General features: G+C 74.2%; 15 protein-coding genes and 3 tRNA genes. 4 read left to right on the plus strand and 14 right to left on the minus strand.

Annotation, left to right across the window (positions count from 1 at the left end; translation table 11 throughout):
- Window positions 1-24 precede the first annotated feature (24 nt).
- Window positions 25-711 carry an IclR family transcriptional regulator gene (locus tag ACVCAH_RS09620; protein ID WP_013284529.1) on the plus strand — a complete coding sequence of 229 codons (687 nt, stop codon included), beginning with the start codon at window positions 25-27 and terminating at the stop codon, window positions 709-711.
- 165 nt (window positions 712-876) lie between these two features.
- Here ACVCAH_RS09620 and ACVCAH_RS09625 read toward each other — a convergent pair.
- The 4 genes from ACVCAH_RS09625 to ACVCAH_RS09640 all read right to left on the minus strand — a co-directional run bounded on the left by ACVCAH_RS09625 (window position 877) and on the right by ACVCAH_RS09640 (window position 2,293).
- Window positions 877-952, minus strand: a tRNA-Glu gene (locus ACVCAH_RS09625).
- Window positions 953-1,103: 151 nt separating this feature from the next.
- Window positions 1,104-1,176 (minus strand) — tRNA-Glu (locus ACVCAH_RS09630).
- Window positions 1,177-1,309: 133 nt separating this feature from the next.
- Window positions 1,310-1,381, minus strand: a tRNA-Gln gene (locus tag ACVCAH_RS09635).
- A gap of 108 nt (window positions 1,382-1,489) precedes the next feature.
- The gene (locus ACVCAH_RS09640) at window positions 1,490-2,293 is read right to left on the minus strand and encodes a fumarylacetoacetate hydrolase family protein (RefSeq protein WP_447135707.1); all 804 of its coding nucleotides are present in this window, start codon (window positions 2,291-2,293) and stop codon (window positions 1,490-1,492) included.
- A gap of 175 nt (window positions 2,294-2,468) precedes the next feature.
- Here ACVCAH_RS09640 and ACVCAH_RS09645 point away from each other — a divergent pair, with 175 nt between their 5' ends.
- Window positions 2,469-3,779: a hypothetical protein gene (locus tag ACVCAH_RS09645; protein WP_447135708.1), complete on the plus strand. Its 1,311-nt coding sequence runs from the start codon at window positions 2,469-2,471 to the stop codon at window positions 3,777-3,779.
- Between the two features lie 34 nt (window positions 3,780-3,813).
- A complete protein-coding gene (locus ACVCAH_RS09650) occupies window positions 3,814-4,758 on the plus strand; it encodes a 3-methyladenine DNA glycosylase (protein WP_447135709.1) in 945 nt (314 codons plus the stop codon).
- On the opposite strand, the gene ACVCAH_RS09655 is transcribed toward ACVCAH_RS09650, so the two are convergent.
- The 9 genes from ACVCAH_RS09655 to ACVCAH_RS09695 all read right to left on the minus strand — a co-directional run bounded on the left by ACVCAH_RS09655 (window position 4,715) and on the right by ACVCAH_RS09695 (window position 11,913).
- Window positions 4,715-5,311, minus strand: a complete 597-nt coding sequence (locus ACVCAH_RS09655) for a TetR family transcriptional regulator (RefSeq protein WP_447135710.1) — start codon at window positions 5,309-5,311, stop codon at window positions 4,715-4,717. The genes ACVCAH_RS09650 and ACVCAH_RS09655 overlap by 44 nt on opposite strands.
- A 73-nt stretch (window positions 5,312-5,384) precedes the next feature.
- Window positions 5,385-6,383, minus strand: a complete 999-nt coding sequence (locus ACVCAH_RS09660; protein WP_447135711.1) for an aldo/keto reductase — start codon at window positions 6,381-6,383, stop codon at window positions 5,385-5,387.
- Between the two features lie 126 nt (window positions 6,384-6,509).
- Window positions 6,510-6,935: an alternative ribosome rescue aminoacyl-tRNA hydrolase ArfB gene (arfB, locus tag ACVCAH_RS09665; RefSeq protein ID WP_447135712.1), complete on the minus strand. Its 426-nt coding sequence runs from the start codon at window positions 6,933-6,935 to the stop codon at window positions 6,510-6,512.
- A 9-nt stretch (window positions 6,936-6,944) separates the two neighbouring features.
- Complete coding sequence (locus ACVCAH_RS09670) at window positions 6,945-7,241, minus strand: hypothetical protein (protein WP_447135713.1); 297 nt, start codon at window positions 7,239-7,241, stop codon at window positions 6,945-6,947.
- A gap of 112 nt (window positions 7,242-7,353) precedes the next feature.
- Window positions 7,354-8,217 carry a S1C family serine protease gene (locus ACVCAH_RS09675; RefSeq protein WP_447135714.1) on the minus strand — a complete coding sequence of 288 codons (864 nt, stop codon included), beginning with the start codon at window positions 8,215-8,217 and terminating at the stop codon, window positions 7,354-7,356.
- Between the two features lie 28 nt (window positions 8,218-8,245).
- Window positions 8,246-9,205 carry a VWA domain-containing protein gene (locus ACVCAH_RS09680; RefSeq protein ID WP_447135715.1) on the minus strand — a complete coding sequence of 320 codons (960 nt, stop codon included), beginning with the start codon at window positions 9,203-9,205 and terminating at the stop codon, window positions 8,246-8,248.
- Window positions 9,202-10,215 carry a DUF58 domain-containing protein gene (locus ACVCAH_RS09685; RefSeq protein ID WP_447135716.1) on the minus strand — a complete coding sequence of 338 codons (1,014 nt, stop codon included), beginning with the start codon at window positions 10,213-10,215 and terminating at the stop codon, window positions 9,202-9,204. Before ACVCAH_RS09685 ends, ACVCAH_RS09680 begins: the two co-directional genes overlap by 4 nt.
- Complete coding sequence (locus ACVCAH_RS09690; RefSeq protein ID WP_447135717.1) at window positions 10,212-11,261, minus strand: AAA family ATPase; 1,050 nt, start codon at window positions 11,259-11,261, stop codon at window positions 10,212-10,214. The genes ACVCAH_RS09685 and ACVCAH_RS09690 overlap by 4 nt, the downstream gene beginning before the upstream one ends.
- 154 nt (window positions 11,262-11,415) lie before the next feature.
- Complete coding sequence (locus ACVCAH_RS09695) at window positions 11,416-11,913, minus strand: hypothetical protein (RefSeq protein ID WP_447135718.1); 498 nt, start codon at window positions 11,911-11,913, stop codon at window positions 11,416-11,418.
- A 372-nt stretch (window positions 11,914-12,285) separates the two neighbouring features.
- Here ACVCAH_RS09695 and ACVCAH_RS09700 point away from each other — a divergent pair, with 372 nt between their 5' ends.
- Window positions 12,286-13,278 (plus strand): endonuclease/exonuclease/phosphatase family protein, encoded by a 993-nt coding sequence (locus ACVCAH_RS09700; protein WP_447135719.1) that lies wholly within the window; start codon window positions 12,286-12,288, stop codon window positions 13,276-13,278.
- A 65-nt stretch (window positions 13,279-13,343) separates the two neighbouring features.
- On the opposite strand, the gene cimA is transcribed toward ACVCAH_RS09700, so the two are convergent.
- Window positions 13,344-14,927 carry a citramalate synthase gene (cimA, locus tag ACVCAH_RS09705; protein ID WP_447135720.1) on the minus strand — a complete coding sequence of 528 codons (1,584 nt, stop codon included), beginning with the start codon at window positions 14,925-14,927 and terminating at the stop codon, window positions 13,344-13,346.
- Window positions 14,928-15,073 lie beyond the last annotated feature (146 nt).

The raw sequence follows: 15,073 nt of genomic DNA on the forward strand, positions 1-15,073 counted from the left end.
AAATTTCGGCTTGTGGGACACAGTATGAGCGGTGTCGGCGTTCTCGACAAGGCGGTGGTCATCCTGGCCGCCTGCGTCGACGGCGCCAGCCTGGCCGAACTCGTTGAACGCACCAAGCTGCCGCGAGCCACCGCGCACCGGCTGGCGCAGGCGCTGGAGATCCACCGGATGCTGGTCCGGGACACCCAGGGCCGCTGGCGGCCCGGCCCGCGCCTGGGTGAGCTGGCGAACGCCGCGCCGGACGTGCTGCTGACCGCGGCCGAGCCGCTGCTGGCCGCGCTGCGCGACGCCACCGGCGAGAGCGCCCAGCTCTACCTGCGCCGCGCCGACGAGCGGATCTGCGTGGCCGCCGCCGAGCGGGCCAGCGGCCTGCGCGACACCGTGCCGGTCGGCTCGGTGCTGCCGATGACCGCCGGGTCGGCGGCGCAGATCCTGCTCGCCTGGGAGCCGCCGGAGGCGGTGATGCCGCTGCTGCCCCGGTCGAAGTTCACCGGCCGCACGCTGGCCGAGGTCCGCCGGCGCGGCTGGGCGCAGAGCGTCGCCGAGCGGGAGGCGGGTGTGGCGAGCGTCTCCGCCCCGATCCGGGACCGCACCGGCCGGGTGATCGCCGCGATCAGCATCTCCGGCCCGATCGAGCGCCTCGGCCGCCGCCCCGGCGAACGCCACGCCATGGCCGTCGTCCGCGCCGGCCAACGCCTCTCCGGCCTCTGACCCCGCCCGCTTCCGAGTCCCCGGAGCAGTCGGTTGATCATGGGGTTAGCGGCGAGTTCGATCTCCCGGACCGCCGCTAACCCCATGATCAACGGCGTGGGACCGGGGAGGCGCAGAGGTGGGGAACGGGGACGGCCCGCCTCGCGGGAGCGAGGCGGGCCGTTGTGGTAGCCCCGACCGGATTCGAACCGGCGCTACCGCCTTGAGAGGGCGGCGTCCTGGGCCGCTAGACGACGGGGCCAGGCACTTTCCTGCGTTCACCGCCCTGCCGGGCGGCCGCCGCTGTAGTGTAGCGGCGTCCCCTCACCGGGTGTGGACCGGGTCGGGGTGGGTAGACCGCGCAGAAGCGGAACGGCCCGCCTCGTCGAAACGAGACGGGCCGCACCCGGATGTAGCCCCGACCGGATTCGAACCGGCGCTACCGCCTTGAGAGGGCGGCGTCCTGGGCCGCTAGACGACGGGGCCAGAACCTTCTTGCCTCGCCGCTCCTGCGAGCGGCGCCGCTGAACCCTATCAGAGACCCCGCCCGACCCCTTGCGGGGACGGGCGTGGACTCCGGCAGAATCCAGCGACCGACATTCTCACGAACACCGGTTTGCTGGGGTACCAGGACTCGAACCTAGACTAACTGAACCAGAATCAGTCGGGCTGCCAATTACCCCATACCCCATTGGCCCCTTGCGGCGCCGGGGACAAACTTTACCCTCCCGGTGCCAGCAGGCCAAATCGAGCCCCCCGAAACCGCCCTTGAGCTGCGCAAACGGGCTCTCGACGCGGTTCAGGCGACGGGCACCACCGGGTTGGTGAGCTCGCCGATGCCCTCGATCCGCACGGTGACCGTATCCCCGTCGGCGAGCGGGCTAACCCCCGCCGGCGTGCCGGTCAGCACCACGTCCCCGGGCAGCAGCGTCATCACGTGCGAGATGTACGACACCAGCGCCGGCACGTCGAAGACCATGTCCCGGGTGCGGCCCAGCTGCCGGACCTCCATCTCCTCCGGGCCGCGCCCCACCTCGCAACGGATCTCCAGGTCGCTGACGTCCAGCCCGGTGGTGATCCAGGGCCCGATCGGGCAGAACGAGTCGAAGCCCTTGGCCCGGGTCCACTGGCCGTCGGAGCGCTGCAGGTCCCGGGCGGTGATGTCGTTGGCGCAGGTGTAGCCGAAGATGGCCCGCTCCGCGGCGGCCCGGTCGGCCCGGCGGGCACCCGGCGCGCCGATCACCACGGCCAGCTCCGCCTCGTGCTCGACCTGCTTGGAGAAGATCGGCAGCCGGATCGCGTCCCGGGGGCCGATCACCGAGGTGGACGGCTTGAGGAAGAGCAGCGGCTCCTTCGGCACCTCGCTGCCGTGCTCGGCGGCGTGCTCGGCGTAGTTGCGCCCGACACACACCACCTTGCTGGGCAGGATCGGCGAGAGCAGCCGGACGTCGGAGAGCGCCCAGCGGGCGCCGCTGAAGGTGAGCTGGCCGAACGGGTGGCCCTCGATCTCGGCGATCGTGAGGCCCTGCGGACCGGCCCCCGACTCCCCCTCGACGACCCCGAACGACATTCCCTTGGCATGAGCGAAACGAGCGATACGCACCAGGCCAATCTATCCCCGGCCGGAGCAGGCCCGGCCGGCGCCACGACCGGCGAGGCGGAACCGGGGCCCGGCCGGGGCAGGCTACCCGGTCCGCCGGCCGTCGGGGCGGTATTCCACGCTTCGTACCCGCACGACGTCCGGCCGCCCCTAGCGTCGGCTGCGGAGGTTCGTTCGTATGCCTGCATCGACACGACACCACAGAGCCCTCGCAGTGTTCGTCCACTGCCTCGGCGTCCTCGCCGCCCTGCCGGCACTGCACCCGTCGGCCCCGGAGGCCGCGGCCGCGGAGCCACGGCCGGTGGCGGCCACACAGCCGCGGCCGGCGGCGGCCCCGGAGGCAGCCGCACCGGCGATGCCCTCCGCGCCACCGGCGGTGCCGACCCCGACCCGGGCCGCGCCGCCACCGGCCCCGTCACCCGTCACCGTGGCGGTGGCGCCGGAGAGCACGCCGGCCCCGCGCTACCGGATCCAGGTGCGCAACACCGGCAGCGCGCCTGTGGACACCACCGTCCGGCAGGAGCTGCCGGCGGGCTCCTCGGCGACCGCCATCTCCCCCGGTGGCCGGGCCACCCGCGCGGGGCAGTCGTCAGCCACCGAGGTGACCTGGCGGCTGCGGTTGCCGGCCAGGAGCACCACCACCCTCGGCACGGCCCTCACCATCGCCGCGCCGGGCCGCCCGCTGACCGCGCCGGCCTGCGCCTTCGCCGGTGACGGCGGCCGACCGTACGACTGCGCGACGGCGACCTGGAACGCCGCGCCGGTGCCGGCCGCCGAGGTGACCGAGGCGCCGGTGTGGCGCCGGCCACCCGTGGTGCTGGCGGGACTGGTCGGCGTGCTGCTGCTCGCCGCCGGCGGCTTGCTCTGGGCCTGGCGCCGCCGGCGGCGGCCGGTGGCCGCGGCGCTGGCGACCGACGGGCCGGGCACCGTGTACCCGCGACCGGCCGCGCCACGGCCGCCGGAGCGTCGCCGCACCCCGCCGGTGTGGCTGCTGGTCGGGGTGGCCGCGGCGGTGCTGGCCGGCACGATCGGCGCGGCCGGCTGGACGGCCACCCAGCGGGTCGCCGCGGTCGACACCGGCAGCCAGCCGACGAGCGGGGCGTGGATCGGCCGCGGGGTGAACGGCCCGGTCGGCGTGCCGCTGCGCGAGTCGGCCTTCGAGTTCACCGTCTACCGCATCGCCTGCGACCCCGGAGTGGGCGGCCGGCGGTGCCAGGCCACCGTGGGGCTCCGCAACGTCAGCCCGGAGAAGCAGAGCTGGCACGGCCGGCTGCAACGGGCGTACCTGCCGGACGGCAACTTCGTCAGCACCGACGAGCTGGCCACCCGGGCGGCCAACCAGGGCCGGGACGTTTTCGCCCAGCCGGTGGCGGCGGGCACCCGGATGGTGCTGCCGCTGGTCTTCACCGTGGCCGGGTGGAAACCGCCGACCCAGTTGGAGCTGCGCAGCGGGGTCTTCTCCGCCGGGGTGCGGGTGGACGTGCCCTGACCGGCCGGTGGGCGGCGGTCGTACCCTGGGGTCCGTGACCGCCGCCCTCGCCCCCGCCGCCGCGCTCGACGCCGCGGACTGGCAGGCCCGGCGGCGGGCGCACGAGGAGCGGGTCGACGCGTGGCTCACCCCGCACCTGGCCCGGCGCCGCCGCGCTGAGAAGCACCCGGTGGAGGACTTCCTCTTCACCTACTACTCGCACCGGCCGGCTCAGCTGCGCCGCTGGCACCCGGGTGCCGGCGTGGTGCTGCGGGACGCGGATCCGGCCGAGTTCGGCCGGGACTACCGCGCCACCGCCGCCGGGGTCGCCCTCGACACCGCCGCGGTACGCGCCCGCCGGGACGACTCGGTCGACTGGATCCGCTCGCTGCTCGCGGCGACCGCCGGCCGGCCGGCGCACCTCGGCTGCTTCGGCATGCACGAGTGGGCGATGGTCTACCGGCAGACCCAGGCGGAGGTACGGCACAACGCGTGGCCGCTGCGGCTGAGCCCCGAGCAGACCGCGCGGACGGTGGAGGCGAACCGGATCCGGTGCAGCCACTTCGACGCGTACCGGTTCTTCACCGCGCCGGCCCGGCCGCTGAACCTGCTCACCCCGACCCGGGAAACCCAGCACGCCAACGAGCAGCCGGGCTGCCTACACGCCAACATGGATCTCTACAAGTGGGCGTACAAGCTCTCTCCGCTGGTGCCGTCGGAGCTGGTCGCGGACTGTTTCGCGCTGGCCCGGGAGATCCGCGCCCTGGACATGCGGGCCAGCCCGTACGACCTCGCCGCGCTCGGCTACCCGCCGGTGCGGGTGGAGACCGCGGAGGGGCGGGCCGAGTACGTGACCGCCCAGCGTGGTTTCGCCGAGCGGGCCGCCCGGCTGCGGGAGCGGCTGCTGGCGGCCGTACCGGACCAGCGAACGGAGGTTGGCCGGACCAGCGCGGAGGTCAACCGGCCGGGCGGGCGCGCAGGCCGTCCAGCAGGAGGGTGACCACCGCGTCGAAGTCGTCGTCGAGGTCCGGTTCGGTCCAGTCGGCGACGTGGGCCGGGTGGTGGAACCGCGCGGTGGCCTGGAGCAGGGCCCGGGCGGCCAGCGCGGGATCGGCGACGGCGAACTCGCCGGCCGCCACCCCGTCGGCGACGACGATCGCGAGCTGCCCGGCCAGCTCGTCCAGGTGTCGTGCGACGACCGTGCGAGACTGGGTGGCCAGCTGCTGGAAGTTGTCGAACAGCTCCGGGTCCTCGCGGGCGATCCGACGCTTGGTGCCACTGAGCTCGGCCAGCCAGCGGCGCAGCCGGGCCGGGGCGGGGTCGTCGGCGGTGGCCACCGCGACCAGCGGGGTGGAGACCCGGGCCAGCCAGCGTTCGGCGACCGCGTCGCGCAGCGCGGCCTTGCTCGGGAAGTGCCGGTAGACGCTGCCGTGGCTGACCCCGAGCGCCCGAGCGATGTCCAGCACGGTCGCCTTGGCCGGGCCGAACCGGCGCAGCACCTCCTCGGCCGTGTCGAGGATGCGCTCGGCGGTGAGGATCGACGGGTCGGTCATCAGCACAGCCTCCCTGACGGCGGGACCGGCCGGGACGCGGCCCCCGCCCGGGGGTCGCGTCCCGGCCGCGGGCTCACGCCCGCTCGCTGTCCAGGTGCGCCATCTGCGCCTCGTCGTACCGGCTGCCGGCCACCTCCCCGAGCGGCACGGCGGCCTCGATCGCGGCGAGGTCGTCGGCGCCCAGGCCGACCTCGAGCGCGCCCAGGGCCTCGGCCAGCCGGTCCCGACGCCGGGCGCCGACCAGCGGCACGATGTCCTCACCGCGGGAGAGCACCCAGGCGATGGCGATCTGCGCGACCGTGACGCCCTTGGCCTCGGCGACCTTGCGCAGGGCGTCGACCAGGGCCAGGTTCCGGTCCAGGTTCTCGCCGGTGAAGCGGGGCAGGTAGGTCCGGAAGTCGGTGGGCCCGGTGCCGCGCCCGGCCGTCCAGTGCCCGCTGATCAGGCCCCGGGACAGCACCCCGTACGCGGTGACGCCGACGCCGAGTTCGCGGGCGACCGGGAGGATCTCGGTCTCGATGCCCCGGGAGATCAGCGAGTACTCGATCTGGAGGTCGGTGATCGGGTGCACGGCGTGCGCCCGGCGCAGCGTCTCGGCGCCCACCTCGGAGAGGCCGATGTGCCGGACGTGGCCGGCGGTGACCAGGTCGGCCAGCGTCCCGACGACGTCCTCGACCGGGACGTCCGGGGACATCCGGGCCGGCCGGTAGATGTCGACGTGGTCGGTGCCCAGCCGGCGCAGGGTGTACGCCAGGAAGTTCTTGATCGCGGCCGGCCGCAGGTCGATGCCGTTCCAGCCGCCCTCGGCGTCGCGCAACGCGCCGAACTTGACGCTGATCACCGCGTTGTCCCGGTTCCGGCCGCGCAGCGCGTCGCGGAGCAGCATCTCGTTGTGGCCCATGCCGTAGAAGTCGCCGGTGTCGAGCAGGGTCACGCCGGCGTCGAGCGCGGCGTGGACGGTGGCGATGCTCTCGGCCTCGTCGGCGGCGCCGTAGAGGTCCGACATGCCCATCAGGCCGAGCCCGAGGCGGGAGACGGTCGGGCCGGTGGTGCCGAGCGTGCGGGTGTCCATGGGTGCGTCCTCTCACCGTGGTGGTTGACGCGCTCAACGCTACATCGTCGGAGTAACAGATTCCAGATTCTGTCAGTCCAACGCACGAGACGCCGCTCACAGGCGGTGCTCCACGATGTGGTCGCGCTAATCGCCGTCGACGCGGCGGTCCCGCTTGCGCTGCGACTGGCGCTTCTTCTCGGCCAGCCGACGCTCCTTGGCGCCTCGGGACGGCCGGGTCGGCCGGCGCGGCGGGGGCGGCGGGGCCACCGCCTCGCGCAGCAGGGCGATCAGCCGCTCCCGGGCGGCCTCCCGGTTGGCCAGCTGCGCCCGGTGCTCGCTGGCGGCGATGGTGAGCACCCCGTCGACCAGCCGGTTGGCCAGCCGCTCCAGGGCCCGCGCCCGCAGCGACGCCGGCACGCTCGGCGACGAGCCGAGGTCGAAGCTCAGCTCGACCCGGGAGTCGGCGGTGTTCACCCCCTGCCCGCCGGGGCCGGACGAGCGGGAGAACCGTTCCCGCAGCTCCCCGGCGGGGACGACCCACCGGTCGGTCACCCGCAGTCCGTCGTCCACCCCCTGAGGCTAGCGCCCGGGCCGGTCACCGGGCGTGGCACTCGGGGTGGGCGACGGTTGCGCGGCCTCGTCGTCGGCGCCGACGGCCGCGTACGCGACCGCCCCGACCAGCAGCAGGGCGATCGCCCCGATCTTGGTGGTGACCGCCCGGACGAGCAGCCACGCGGCGCGACGCGCGCCGGGCACGGACTTCTTGACGGTCTGGTAGTCGGCCCAACCGCGCCGCGCCCGGGCGTACGCCGACCCCACGCCGCAACCGATGATCAGGCCCACCAGCAGGAGGACCGCGATGAGAGGACGCTCCACCCACGCCAGTATCCATACTCAGCGTAATATTTCCATGGCCCGATCATTTCGCGCCGGGTATCCGACACTTCCCGCTTTCCCAGCGCGGCCCCGACGGGGCGATGCCGGCAGCTCAGCCCCCCTTGCCGATGATCGTGTCGGCGGTCTGCTGCACCTGGTCGATCGGGATCGCGAAGCCGATGCCGATCGAGCCGTTGCCGTCGATGGTGGCGATCGCGGTGTTCACCCCGACCACCTCGCCGCGCGCGTTGACCAGCGGGCCGCCGGAGTTGCCCGGGTTGATCGAGGCGTCGGTCTGCACCGCGGAGTGCCGGTTGTCGCCGAGCCGGACCTGCCGGTCCAGCGCGCTGACGATGCCGGCGGTGACGGTGCCGGGCAGCCCCAGCGGCGATCCGACCGCCAGCACCGGCTCGCCGACCCGGGTGGAGCCGGGCTTGGCCAGCGGCAGCGCCGCCAGCCCGGCCGACGGCGGCACCTTGAGCACCGCCAGGTCGCTGCGCGGCTCCCGGCCGACCACCTCCGCGGCGAACCGCCGGCCGTCCGGCAGTTCCACCGTCACCGAGCCGTTGCGGCCCTTGGCCAGGATGTGGTCGTTGGTGATGATGTGCTGCTCGTTGTCCACGGCGAAGCCGGATCCGGTCGCCGACGCGCCGCCGGCCCCGCCGACCAGCACCGACACCACCCCCGGCACGGTCTTGCCGGCGGCGGTGACCAGCTCCGCCGGCACCGGCGCTGCGGAGGCCGGCGCCGCGCCGGGCACGCCGTCCCGGCCGGCCACCCAGCCGCCGGCCACCGCACCCGAGACGGTGGAGAGGGCGATGACCGCCAGCGCGGCCAGCAGCCGGGCCCGCCAGCGCGGCCCCGCCGGGCCCCGGCCCGCCCCGGTCCCGTCCCATCCGCCCCGCCCGTCCGGGTCCAGCTCGGGCGAGGTGAACCAGGGGCCGCGCGGCTCGCCCAGTCCAGTCTGCACAGCCATGCGTACGCTCCTCACTGTCGGTCCGCGATCAGGGCAGGCGGGAGAACCAGCGCATCGAGCCGGCCGCCGCACCCATCGCGAACACCAGCCCGAGGCCGATGAAGCGGGCCGACACGTCCTGCCGCTCGGTGCGGTACCCGACCGAACTGCCGATGTCGTCGTAGACCGCGCGCAGCTCGTCGCTGGTGCTGGCCTCGTGGAAGACGCCGCCGGTCTCCTCGGCGACCGCGCGCAGGGTCTGCCCGTCCACCGGCACCTGGATCGGCCGGCCGCCTCGGTCGACGAACCCGGTCGGGGTGCCGAAGGAGATGGTGTGCACCGGGACCTCGACCGCGACAGCGCCCGCCGCGGCCTCCATCGGATCCATCCCGGAGGTGTTCGCCCCGTCGGAGAGCAGGATGATCCGGGCCGGTGGCGGCTCCTTCGCCGCCTGGCTGTCCAGGCCCTTCAGCGCGCCGAGCGAGGTGCTGATGGCCTCCCCGATCGCGGTGCCCTGCACGCCGGTGGCGCCCTCGGCGAGCCGGTCGATGCCCTCGTGCAGCGACTCCCGGTCGGTGCCCGGCGGCACCAGCACCGCCGCGCTGCCGGCGAAGGCGACCAACCCGACGTTGAACTCGTCCGGCAGGCCGTCGACGAACCGGCGGGCCGCCTCCTTGGCAGCGCTGAGCCGGTCCGGCTCGACGTCGGTGGCGAGCATCGAGGTGGAGACGTCCACCGCCACCATCACGGTGGCGCGCTCCCGGGGCACCTGCACCTCGGCCGTCGGCCGGGCGAAGCCCACCACCAGCAGCGCCAGCATGGCGAGGAAGAGTCCGGCCGGCACGTGCCGCCGCCACGCCGGCCGTTCCGGGGCCACCCGGTCGAGCAGCCGCAGGTTGGTGAACCGGACGGCGTACCGGCTGCGGCGGCGCTGCATCATCAGGTAGCCGACCGCCAGGGCGAGCACGCCGAGGAGCAGCCAGAGCCGGACCGGGGACTCCCAGATCACGCGGCACCTCCCCGGGCCGGGCCGGCCGGGGCGGCCACCAGCCGGCGCTGGGCCTGCACGTGCCGCACGATGTCGGCGCCCCAGTCCCGGTCGGTACGCAGCGGCAGGTGGGTCGCCCCGCTGCGGCGCACCGCCTGGCGGACCTGCTCGCGCTGGGCGGCCGCGGCGGCCGCGTACCGCTCGCGCAGCAACCGGTCACCGGTCCAGACCTCGCGGCGGCGGCCGGTCTCCGGGTCGACCAGGGTGATCAGGCCGACGTCCGGCAGCTCCAGCTCGCGCGGGTCGGTGATCTCGACGGCGAGCACCTGGTGCCGGACGGCGAGTCGGCGCAGGGCGCGTTCCCAGGGTGGTTCCCGCCGGGGGTCGTCAGGCAGCCCGTCGAGGAAGTCCGAGACCACCACGACCAGGCCGCGCCGGGTGGCCACCCGGTGCACGGCGTCCAGCGCGTCGGCCAGGTCGGGTGCCGCCGGGGGCACGTCCGCCGGGTCGTACCCGCCGGTGCGGGGTGCGGCCAGCAGCGTGCGGAGCAGCCCGAGCAGGTGGGTACGCCCGCTGCGGGCCGGATACCGGCGCAGCCTGTCCGGGCCGAGCACCTGCGCGCCGAGGCGGTTGCCGAGCCCGGCGGTGAGGAAGCCGACCGCCGCGACCGCCGCCACGGCCAGCTCCCGCTTGTCCAGCTCGGCGGTGCCGTACTCCATGCTGGGGCTGGCGTCGACCAGCAGCCACGTGGTCAGTTCCCGATCGGCGTCGACCTCGCGGACGTGCGGCACCGTGGTGCGGGCGGTCACCGCCCAGTCCATCCGGCGTACCTCGTCCTCACCGGGGCGGTACTCCCGGCTGCCGGCCGGCTCGCTGCCCGGGCCGGGCAGCAGTCCCCGGTACTGCCCGTGCAGCAGGCCGTCGAGCCGACGGGTAACGGTCAGCTCCAGCCGGCGCAGCCGCCGGTCGGGGGCGAGATCGGCCAGCCCCGGATCGGTCGGCGCCGGCGTGGTGGCGGCGCGCCACCTCATGCCGCCGCCAGATCGGGCGCGTGCTCCGGATGGTGGTTGGCGATCCGGGGTGGCGGCACCGCGTCGACCAGCCGGCGGACCACCGACTCGGCGGCCACCCCGTCGGCGATCGCGTCGAAGGAGAGCACCAGCCGGTGGGCGAGCACGTCCACGGCCAGTTCCCGGACGTCCTCGGGCAACACGTACTCGCGGCCGCGCAGCATCGCCTGGGCGCGGGCGGCGGCCACCAGGCCGAGGGTGGCCCGCGGGCTCGCCCCGTACGCGAGCAGCGGGGCGAGTTCCGCCAGCCCGAACCGGCCCGGGTCCCGGGTGGCCAGGATGAGCCGGACCACGTACTCGGCGATGGCGTGGTGCACGAAGACGTGGGCGGCGCGGAGCTGCAGCTCACGCAGCCGCTGCGGGTCGAGCACCGGGCGGGCCCGCGGCCGGTCGGTGCTCATCCGGTAGAGGATCGCCAGCTCGTCGGTGTCGCTCGGGTAGTCGACGACGATCTTCATGAGGAAGCGGTCGCGCTGCGCCTCGGGGAGCTGGTAGACCCCCTCCGACTCGATCGGGTTCTGGGTGGCGAGCACCAGGAACGGCTCGGGCACCTCGTAGCTCCGCCCGCCGATCGAGACCTGCCGCTCGGCCATCGCCTCCAGCAGCGCCGACTGCACCTTCGCCGGGGCCCGGTTGATCTCGTCGGCGAGCACCAGGTTCGCCATGATCGGGCCCAGCTCGATGTCGAAGGTCTCCTTCGAGGCCCGGTAGATCCGGGTGCCGACGATGTCGGACGGGACGAGGTCCGGGGTGAACTGGATCCGGGAGAAGGTGCCACCGACCACCGTGGCGAGGGTCTGCGCGGCCAGTGTCTTGGCCACGCCGGGTACGCCCTCCAGCAGGCAGTGCCCCTCGGCGACGAGGGCGGTGAGCAGGCGGTCGACGAGCCGATCCTGCCCGACGATCACGCGTTTGACCTCGAAGAGGGTCTGTTCCAGCTCCGCTGTCGTCGCGTCGGGATCGACCGGGCTGGGCACGCTGGCCAGGGTGTCCGAGATGTCCGTCACGGTGCTTGCTTCCCGTGGCGGTGGTCGGACAAACGTCGGAATTACCGGCCCTGAGCAGCCCATACGGCGCCGCCGATCCGGAACGTCTCAGCCCGGCAGGAACCGGAGAAGCCGGCCCGCACGGCTGGCGTGCGGGCCGGCTCCCCGGCGGGGGTCAGAGGTGTACGACGAGGTGGAACGGCAGGTCGACGGCAGCCCCGGCCGAGTTGCGGGTCTGCACGAACACCCCGTTCGGGGTGAGCAGCCGGGGCGCCACGGCGACCTCGCCGCCCGCCGGGATGCAGCAGGAGTCCGGCCGGCCGATGGTCGCCACGTAGACGCCGCCGGTGACGACGTAGGGGAACTGGACCTCGTACTGGCCGACGCCGTACTTGATCACGGTGCCGGTGCCCCGGGCCCGGGTGCCGTTGGCGTTGACGATGATGGTGTAGTGGGTGCCGGCGGCCGCGGTCGCCTGGACGCCGTTGGCCAGCGCCGCCTTGGCCATGCGCGCCGACTGCGCGGTCACCGGCGGCTGGGCGCCGTTGCCGGCGCGGGCGGCCGGCTGGGCGCCGTCCGGGGCCTGGGCGACGGCGACCCCGCCGCCGGCCAGGGTGAGGGCCAGGACGGCGAACGCCACCGCCACCGCCTTACGTCTGAGGATCTTGGTCATGACAGGTCTCCCTTTTGTGACCGTGGTGATACGGCCGACCCGCGCTGCGCGGGACGGTTCATTACCCTTTTTCAGCCCGGGACGATAATTGACCGTAGCCAACCCATAAATAATCCCGGTCGCACCTGAAACGTTGAATACTTTTTTAGCTCGCACCCTTGCTGAGCAGCGATAACTACTCACAGTTCCGACGCCTTAACCATGTGGAACGTAGCACCACAAAAAGCTGGGCGTCAATAGTCGATCACGCTTTTCGGGGTTGTCGTATCGGCGTCGTAAAACCGTGAAAGGCGAATGCTTCGGTATTCGTGAAATGCGTTCGCCGCGGTTGGTCGGGCCACGGCGCGGCGGCGGGCCGGATAGTCTCCAGCCATGATCACGCAGACCGCGCCGCACCCGGCCGGCACCCGCTCCGACCGGATCCGGGCGGCGCTCTGCTGGGTCGTCGTGGCCCCCGGGTTCGCCTGGGCGGTGGCCCGCCTGGCCGGGCTGGACCGCGGGCCGCTGGTGCAGGCGCTCGCCTTCACCCCGTACGTCGCCGCCGGGAGCCTGGTGCCGTTGCTGCTCGCGCTCGCCCTGCGGCGCCGCTGGCCGGCGGTGGTCGCGGCGGTGACCGCGGTCGCGCTGGTCGCCGTGGTGGCGCCCCGGGGGCTGGGCTCGGCGCAGCCGGCGGCGGCCGGGCTGACGCTGCGGGTGCTCACCGCGAATCTGCTGGCCGGCGCCGCCGACCCGCGCACGCTGGTCGACCTGGTCCGCACGCACCGGGTCGACGTGCTGGCCGTGCAGGAGTTCACCCCCGGCGCGCAGGCGGAGCTGGACCGGCTCGGCCTCGACCAGCTGCTCCCCCACCGGCAGCTGAACCCGCAGGTGGGCACGCCCGGCTCCGGGCTCTACGCCCGCCACCCGATCAGCGACGGCGGCGTGCGGCAGCTGCGCGGCGGCTGGGGCTTCACCCAGGCGTACGGCACCGTGACGCCGCCGGGCAGCCCCCCGGTGCGGGTGGAGTCGGCGCACCCCGCGGCACCGTACGCGGTGGACCAGGTCGGCTACTGGCGCGACGATCTCGCGGCGCAGCCGCGGGCCACCCCGGACGGCCCACTGGGCATCCTGGCCGGGGACTTCAACGCCACCCTCGACCACGCCCCGCTGCGCGCCCTGCTGGCGACCGGGTACGTCGACGCGGCCGACGCCGCGGGCGCGGGCCTGACCGGCACCTGGGGCCCGTACGACGGCGACCCGATCCCCCCGGTGACCATCGACCACGTGCTGGTCGACCGCCGGATCGCGGTCCGCTCGGTGCGGGTCCACCCGCTTCCCGGCAGCGACCACCGCGCCGTCCTCGCCGTCCTCACCCTCCCCGCCTGACCCGCCCCTCGTCCGGCCGCTTCCGGACCGGGCCGGCCACCGCCGGTCCGTCCGCCGGAGCGGGGTCAGACCCGGGTGCGGTCCAGGCCGTAGGTGAGGGCGTCGACGAGGGCGTGCCAGCTCGCCTCGACGACGTTGGGGTGCACACCGACCGTCGTCCAGTCGCGGCCGTTGCCGTCGGCGGTCTCCAGCAGCACCCGGGTCACCGCGCCGGTGCCGCTGGTGCCCTCCAGGATCCGCACCTTGTAGTCCGCCAGCTCGAAGTCGCGCAGCTCCGGGTAGTGCCGGGCCAGCCCGACCCGCAGCGCCTCGTCCAGGGCGTTGACCGGGCCGTTCCCTTCGGCCGTGGCGATCACCCGCTCCCCGCGCACCCGGATCTTGACGGTCGCCTCGGAGACCACCGCGCCGTCCTCTCGGTGCTCCACCAGCACCCGGTACGACTCCAGCGCGAACGGCCGCACCGGGGCGGCGTCCGGCAGCTCGGAGCGGACCAGCAGCTCGAACGAGGCGTCCGCGGCCTCGAACGACCAGCCCCCGGCCTCCAGTTCCTTGACCCGACCGGTCACCCGGGACAGCGCCTCCGGATGGCCGGCCAGGTCCAGTCCGAGCTCACGACTCTTGAGCTCGACGCTGGCCCGGCCGGCCATCTCGGTCACCAGGATCCGCATGTCGTTGCCCACCACCTGTGGGTCCACGTGGTTGTAGAGCAGCGGATCCACCTTGATCGCGCTCGCGTGCAGCCCCGCCTTGTGGGCGAAGGCGGCCGCCCCGGCGTACGCCTGGTGGGTGTCGGGGGCGATGTTGGCGATCTCGGCGATGGCGTGGGAGACCCGCACCATCTGTTCCAGGCAGCCCTCCGGTAGGACGGGCAGCCCGAGCTTGAGCTGGAGGTTGGCGACCACCGCGAAGATGTCGGCGTTGCCGGGGCGCTCGCCGTAGCCGTTCGCGGTGCCCTGGACGTGGCGCACCCCGGCCTCGACCGCGGCGATGGTGTTGGCAACCGCGCAGGCGGTGTCGTTCTGGGCGTGCATGCCGAACAGTTCCGGGCCCACGCCGAGCCGGTCAGTCAGGTCGGCGATCGCCGCGGTGACCTGCGAGGGGAGCATCCCGCCGTTGGTGTCGCAGAGCACCACCCGCTCGGCGCCCGCGGCGAGCGCGGTCTCCACCACCGCGGCGGTGTACGCCGGGTCCTGCCGGTAACCGTCGAAGAAGTGCTCCCCGTCGACGAAGACCCGCCGCCCCTGCCCGACCAGGTACGCCACGGTGTCGCGGACCATCGCGAGGTTCTCCGCGGCGGTGGTGCGCAGCGCCCGTTCGACGTGCCGCAGGTCGGCCTTGGCGACCAGGGCGACCGCCGGGGTCCGCGCGTCGAGCAGGCCGCGCACCTGCGGGTCGTCGGCGACCGCCACGCCGGCCCGCCGGGTGGCGCCGAACGCGACCAGCACCGCGTGCTTCAGGTCGAGTTCGCCGTACGCCCGGCGGAAGAACTCGGTGTCCTTCGGCACCGCGCCCGGCCAGCCGCCCTCGATGAAGCCGACCCCGAACTCGTCGAGCAGCCGGGCCACCGCGAGCTTGTCGACCACCGAGTAGCTCAGCCCCTCGCGCTGCGCGCCGTCGCGCAACGTCGTGTCGTACACCTGGAACGTCATGCGGAGTCCTTTCGGGGAGCAACAAAAAGACCCCCCGCGAATGCGGGAGGTCTGCGCGCTCGGCGGAGGGGGAGCCGGCGCGCTAGCTGCGAATAATCAGGACGGTGCTGGTCACGATCGGTACTCTGCCACCCTCCCCCTGGTTT

This window comes from Micromonospora sp. LZ34 (genome assembly GCF_052981855.1).

Coding starts and splice junctions, on each gene's coding strand:
- ACVCAH_RS09620 (WP_013284529.1), top strand. CDS start 25: ATGAGCGGTGTCGGCGTTCTCGACAAGGCGGTGGTCATCCTGGCCGCC.
- ACVCAH_RS09645 (WP_447135708.1), top strand. CDS start 2,469: ATGCCTGCATCGACACGACACCACAGAGCCCTCGCAGTGTTCGTCCAC.
- ACVCAH_RS09655 (WP_447135710.1), bottom strand. CDS start 5,311: ATGACCGACCCGTCGATCCTCACCGCCGAGCGCATCCTCGACACGGCC.
- ACVCAH_RS09660 (WP_447135711.1), bottom strand. CDS start 6,383: ATGGACACCCGCACGCTCGGCACCACCGGCCCGACCGTCTCCCGCCTC.
- ACVCAH_RS09675 (WP_447135714.1), bottom strand. CDS start 8,217: ATGGCTGTGCAGACTGGACTGGGCGAGCCGCGCGGCCCCTGGTTCACC.
- ACVCAH_RS09685 (WP_447135716.1), bottom strand. CDS start 10,215: ATGAGGTGGCGCGCCGCCACCACGCCGGCGCCGACCGATCCGGGGCTG.
- ACVCAH_RS09695 (WP_447135718.1), bottom strand. CDS start 11,913: ATGACCAAGATCCTCAGACGTAAGGCGGTGGCGGTGGCGTTCGCCGTC.
- ACVCAH_RS09700 (WP_447135719.1), top strand. CDS start 12,286: ATGATCACGCAGACCGCGCCGCACCCGGCCGGCACCCGCTCCGACCGG.
- cimA (WP_447135720.1), bottom strand. CDS start 14,927: ATGACGTTCCAGGTGTACGACACGACGTTGCGCGACGGCGCGCAGCGC.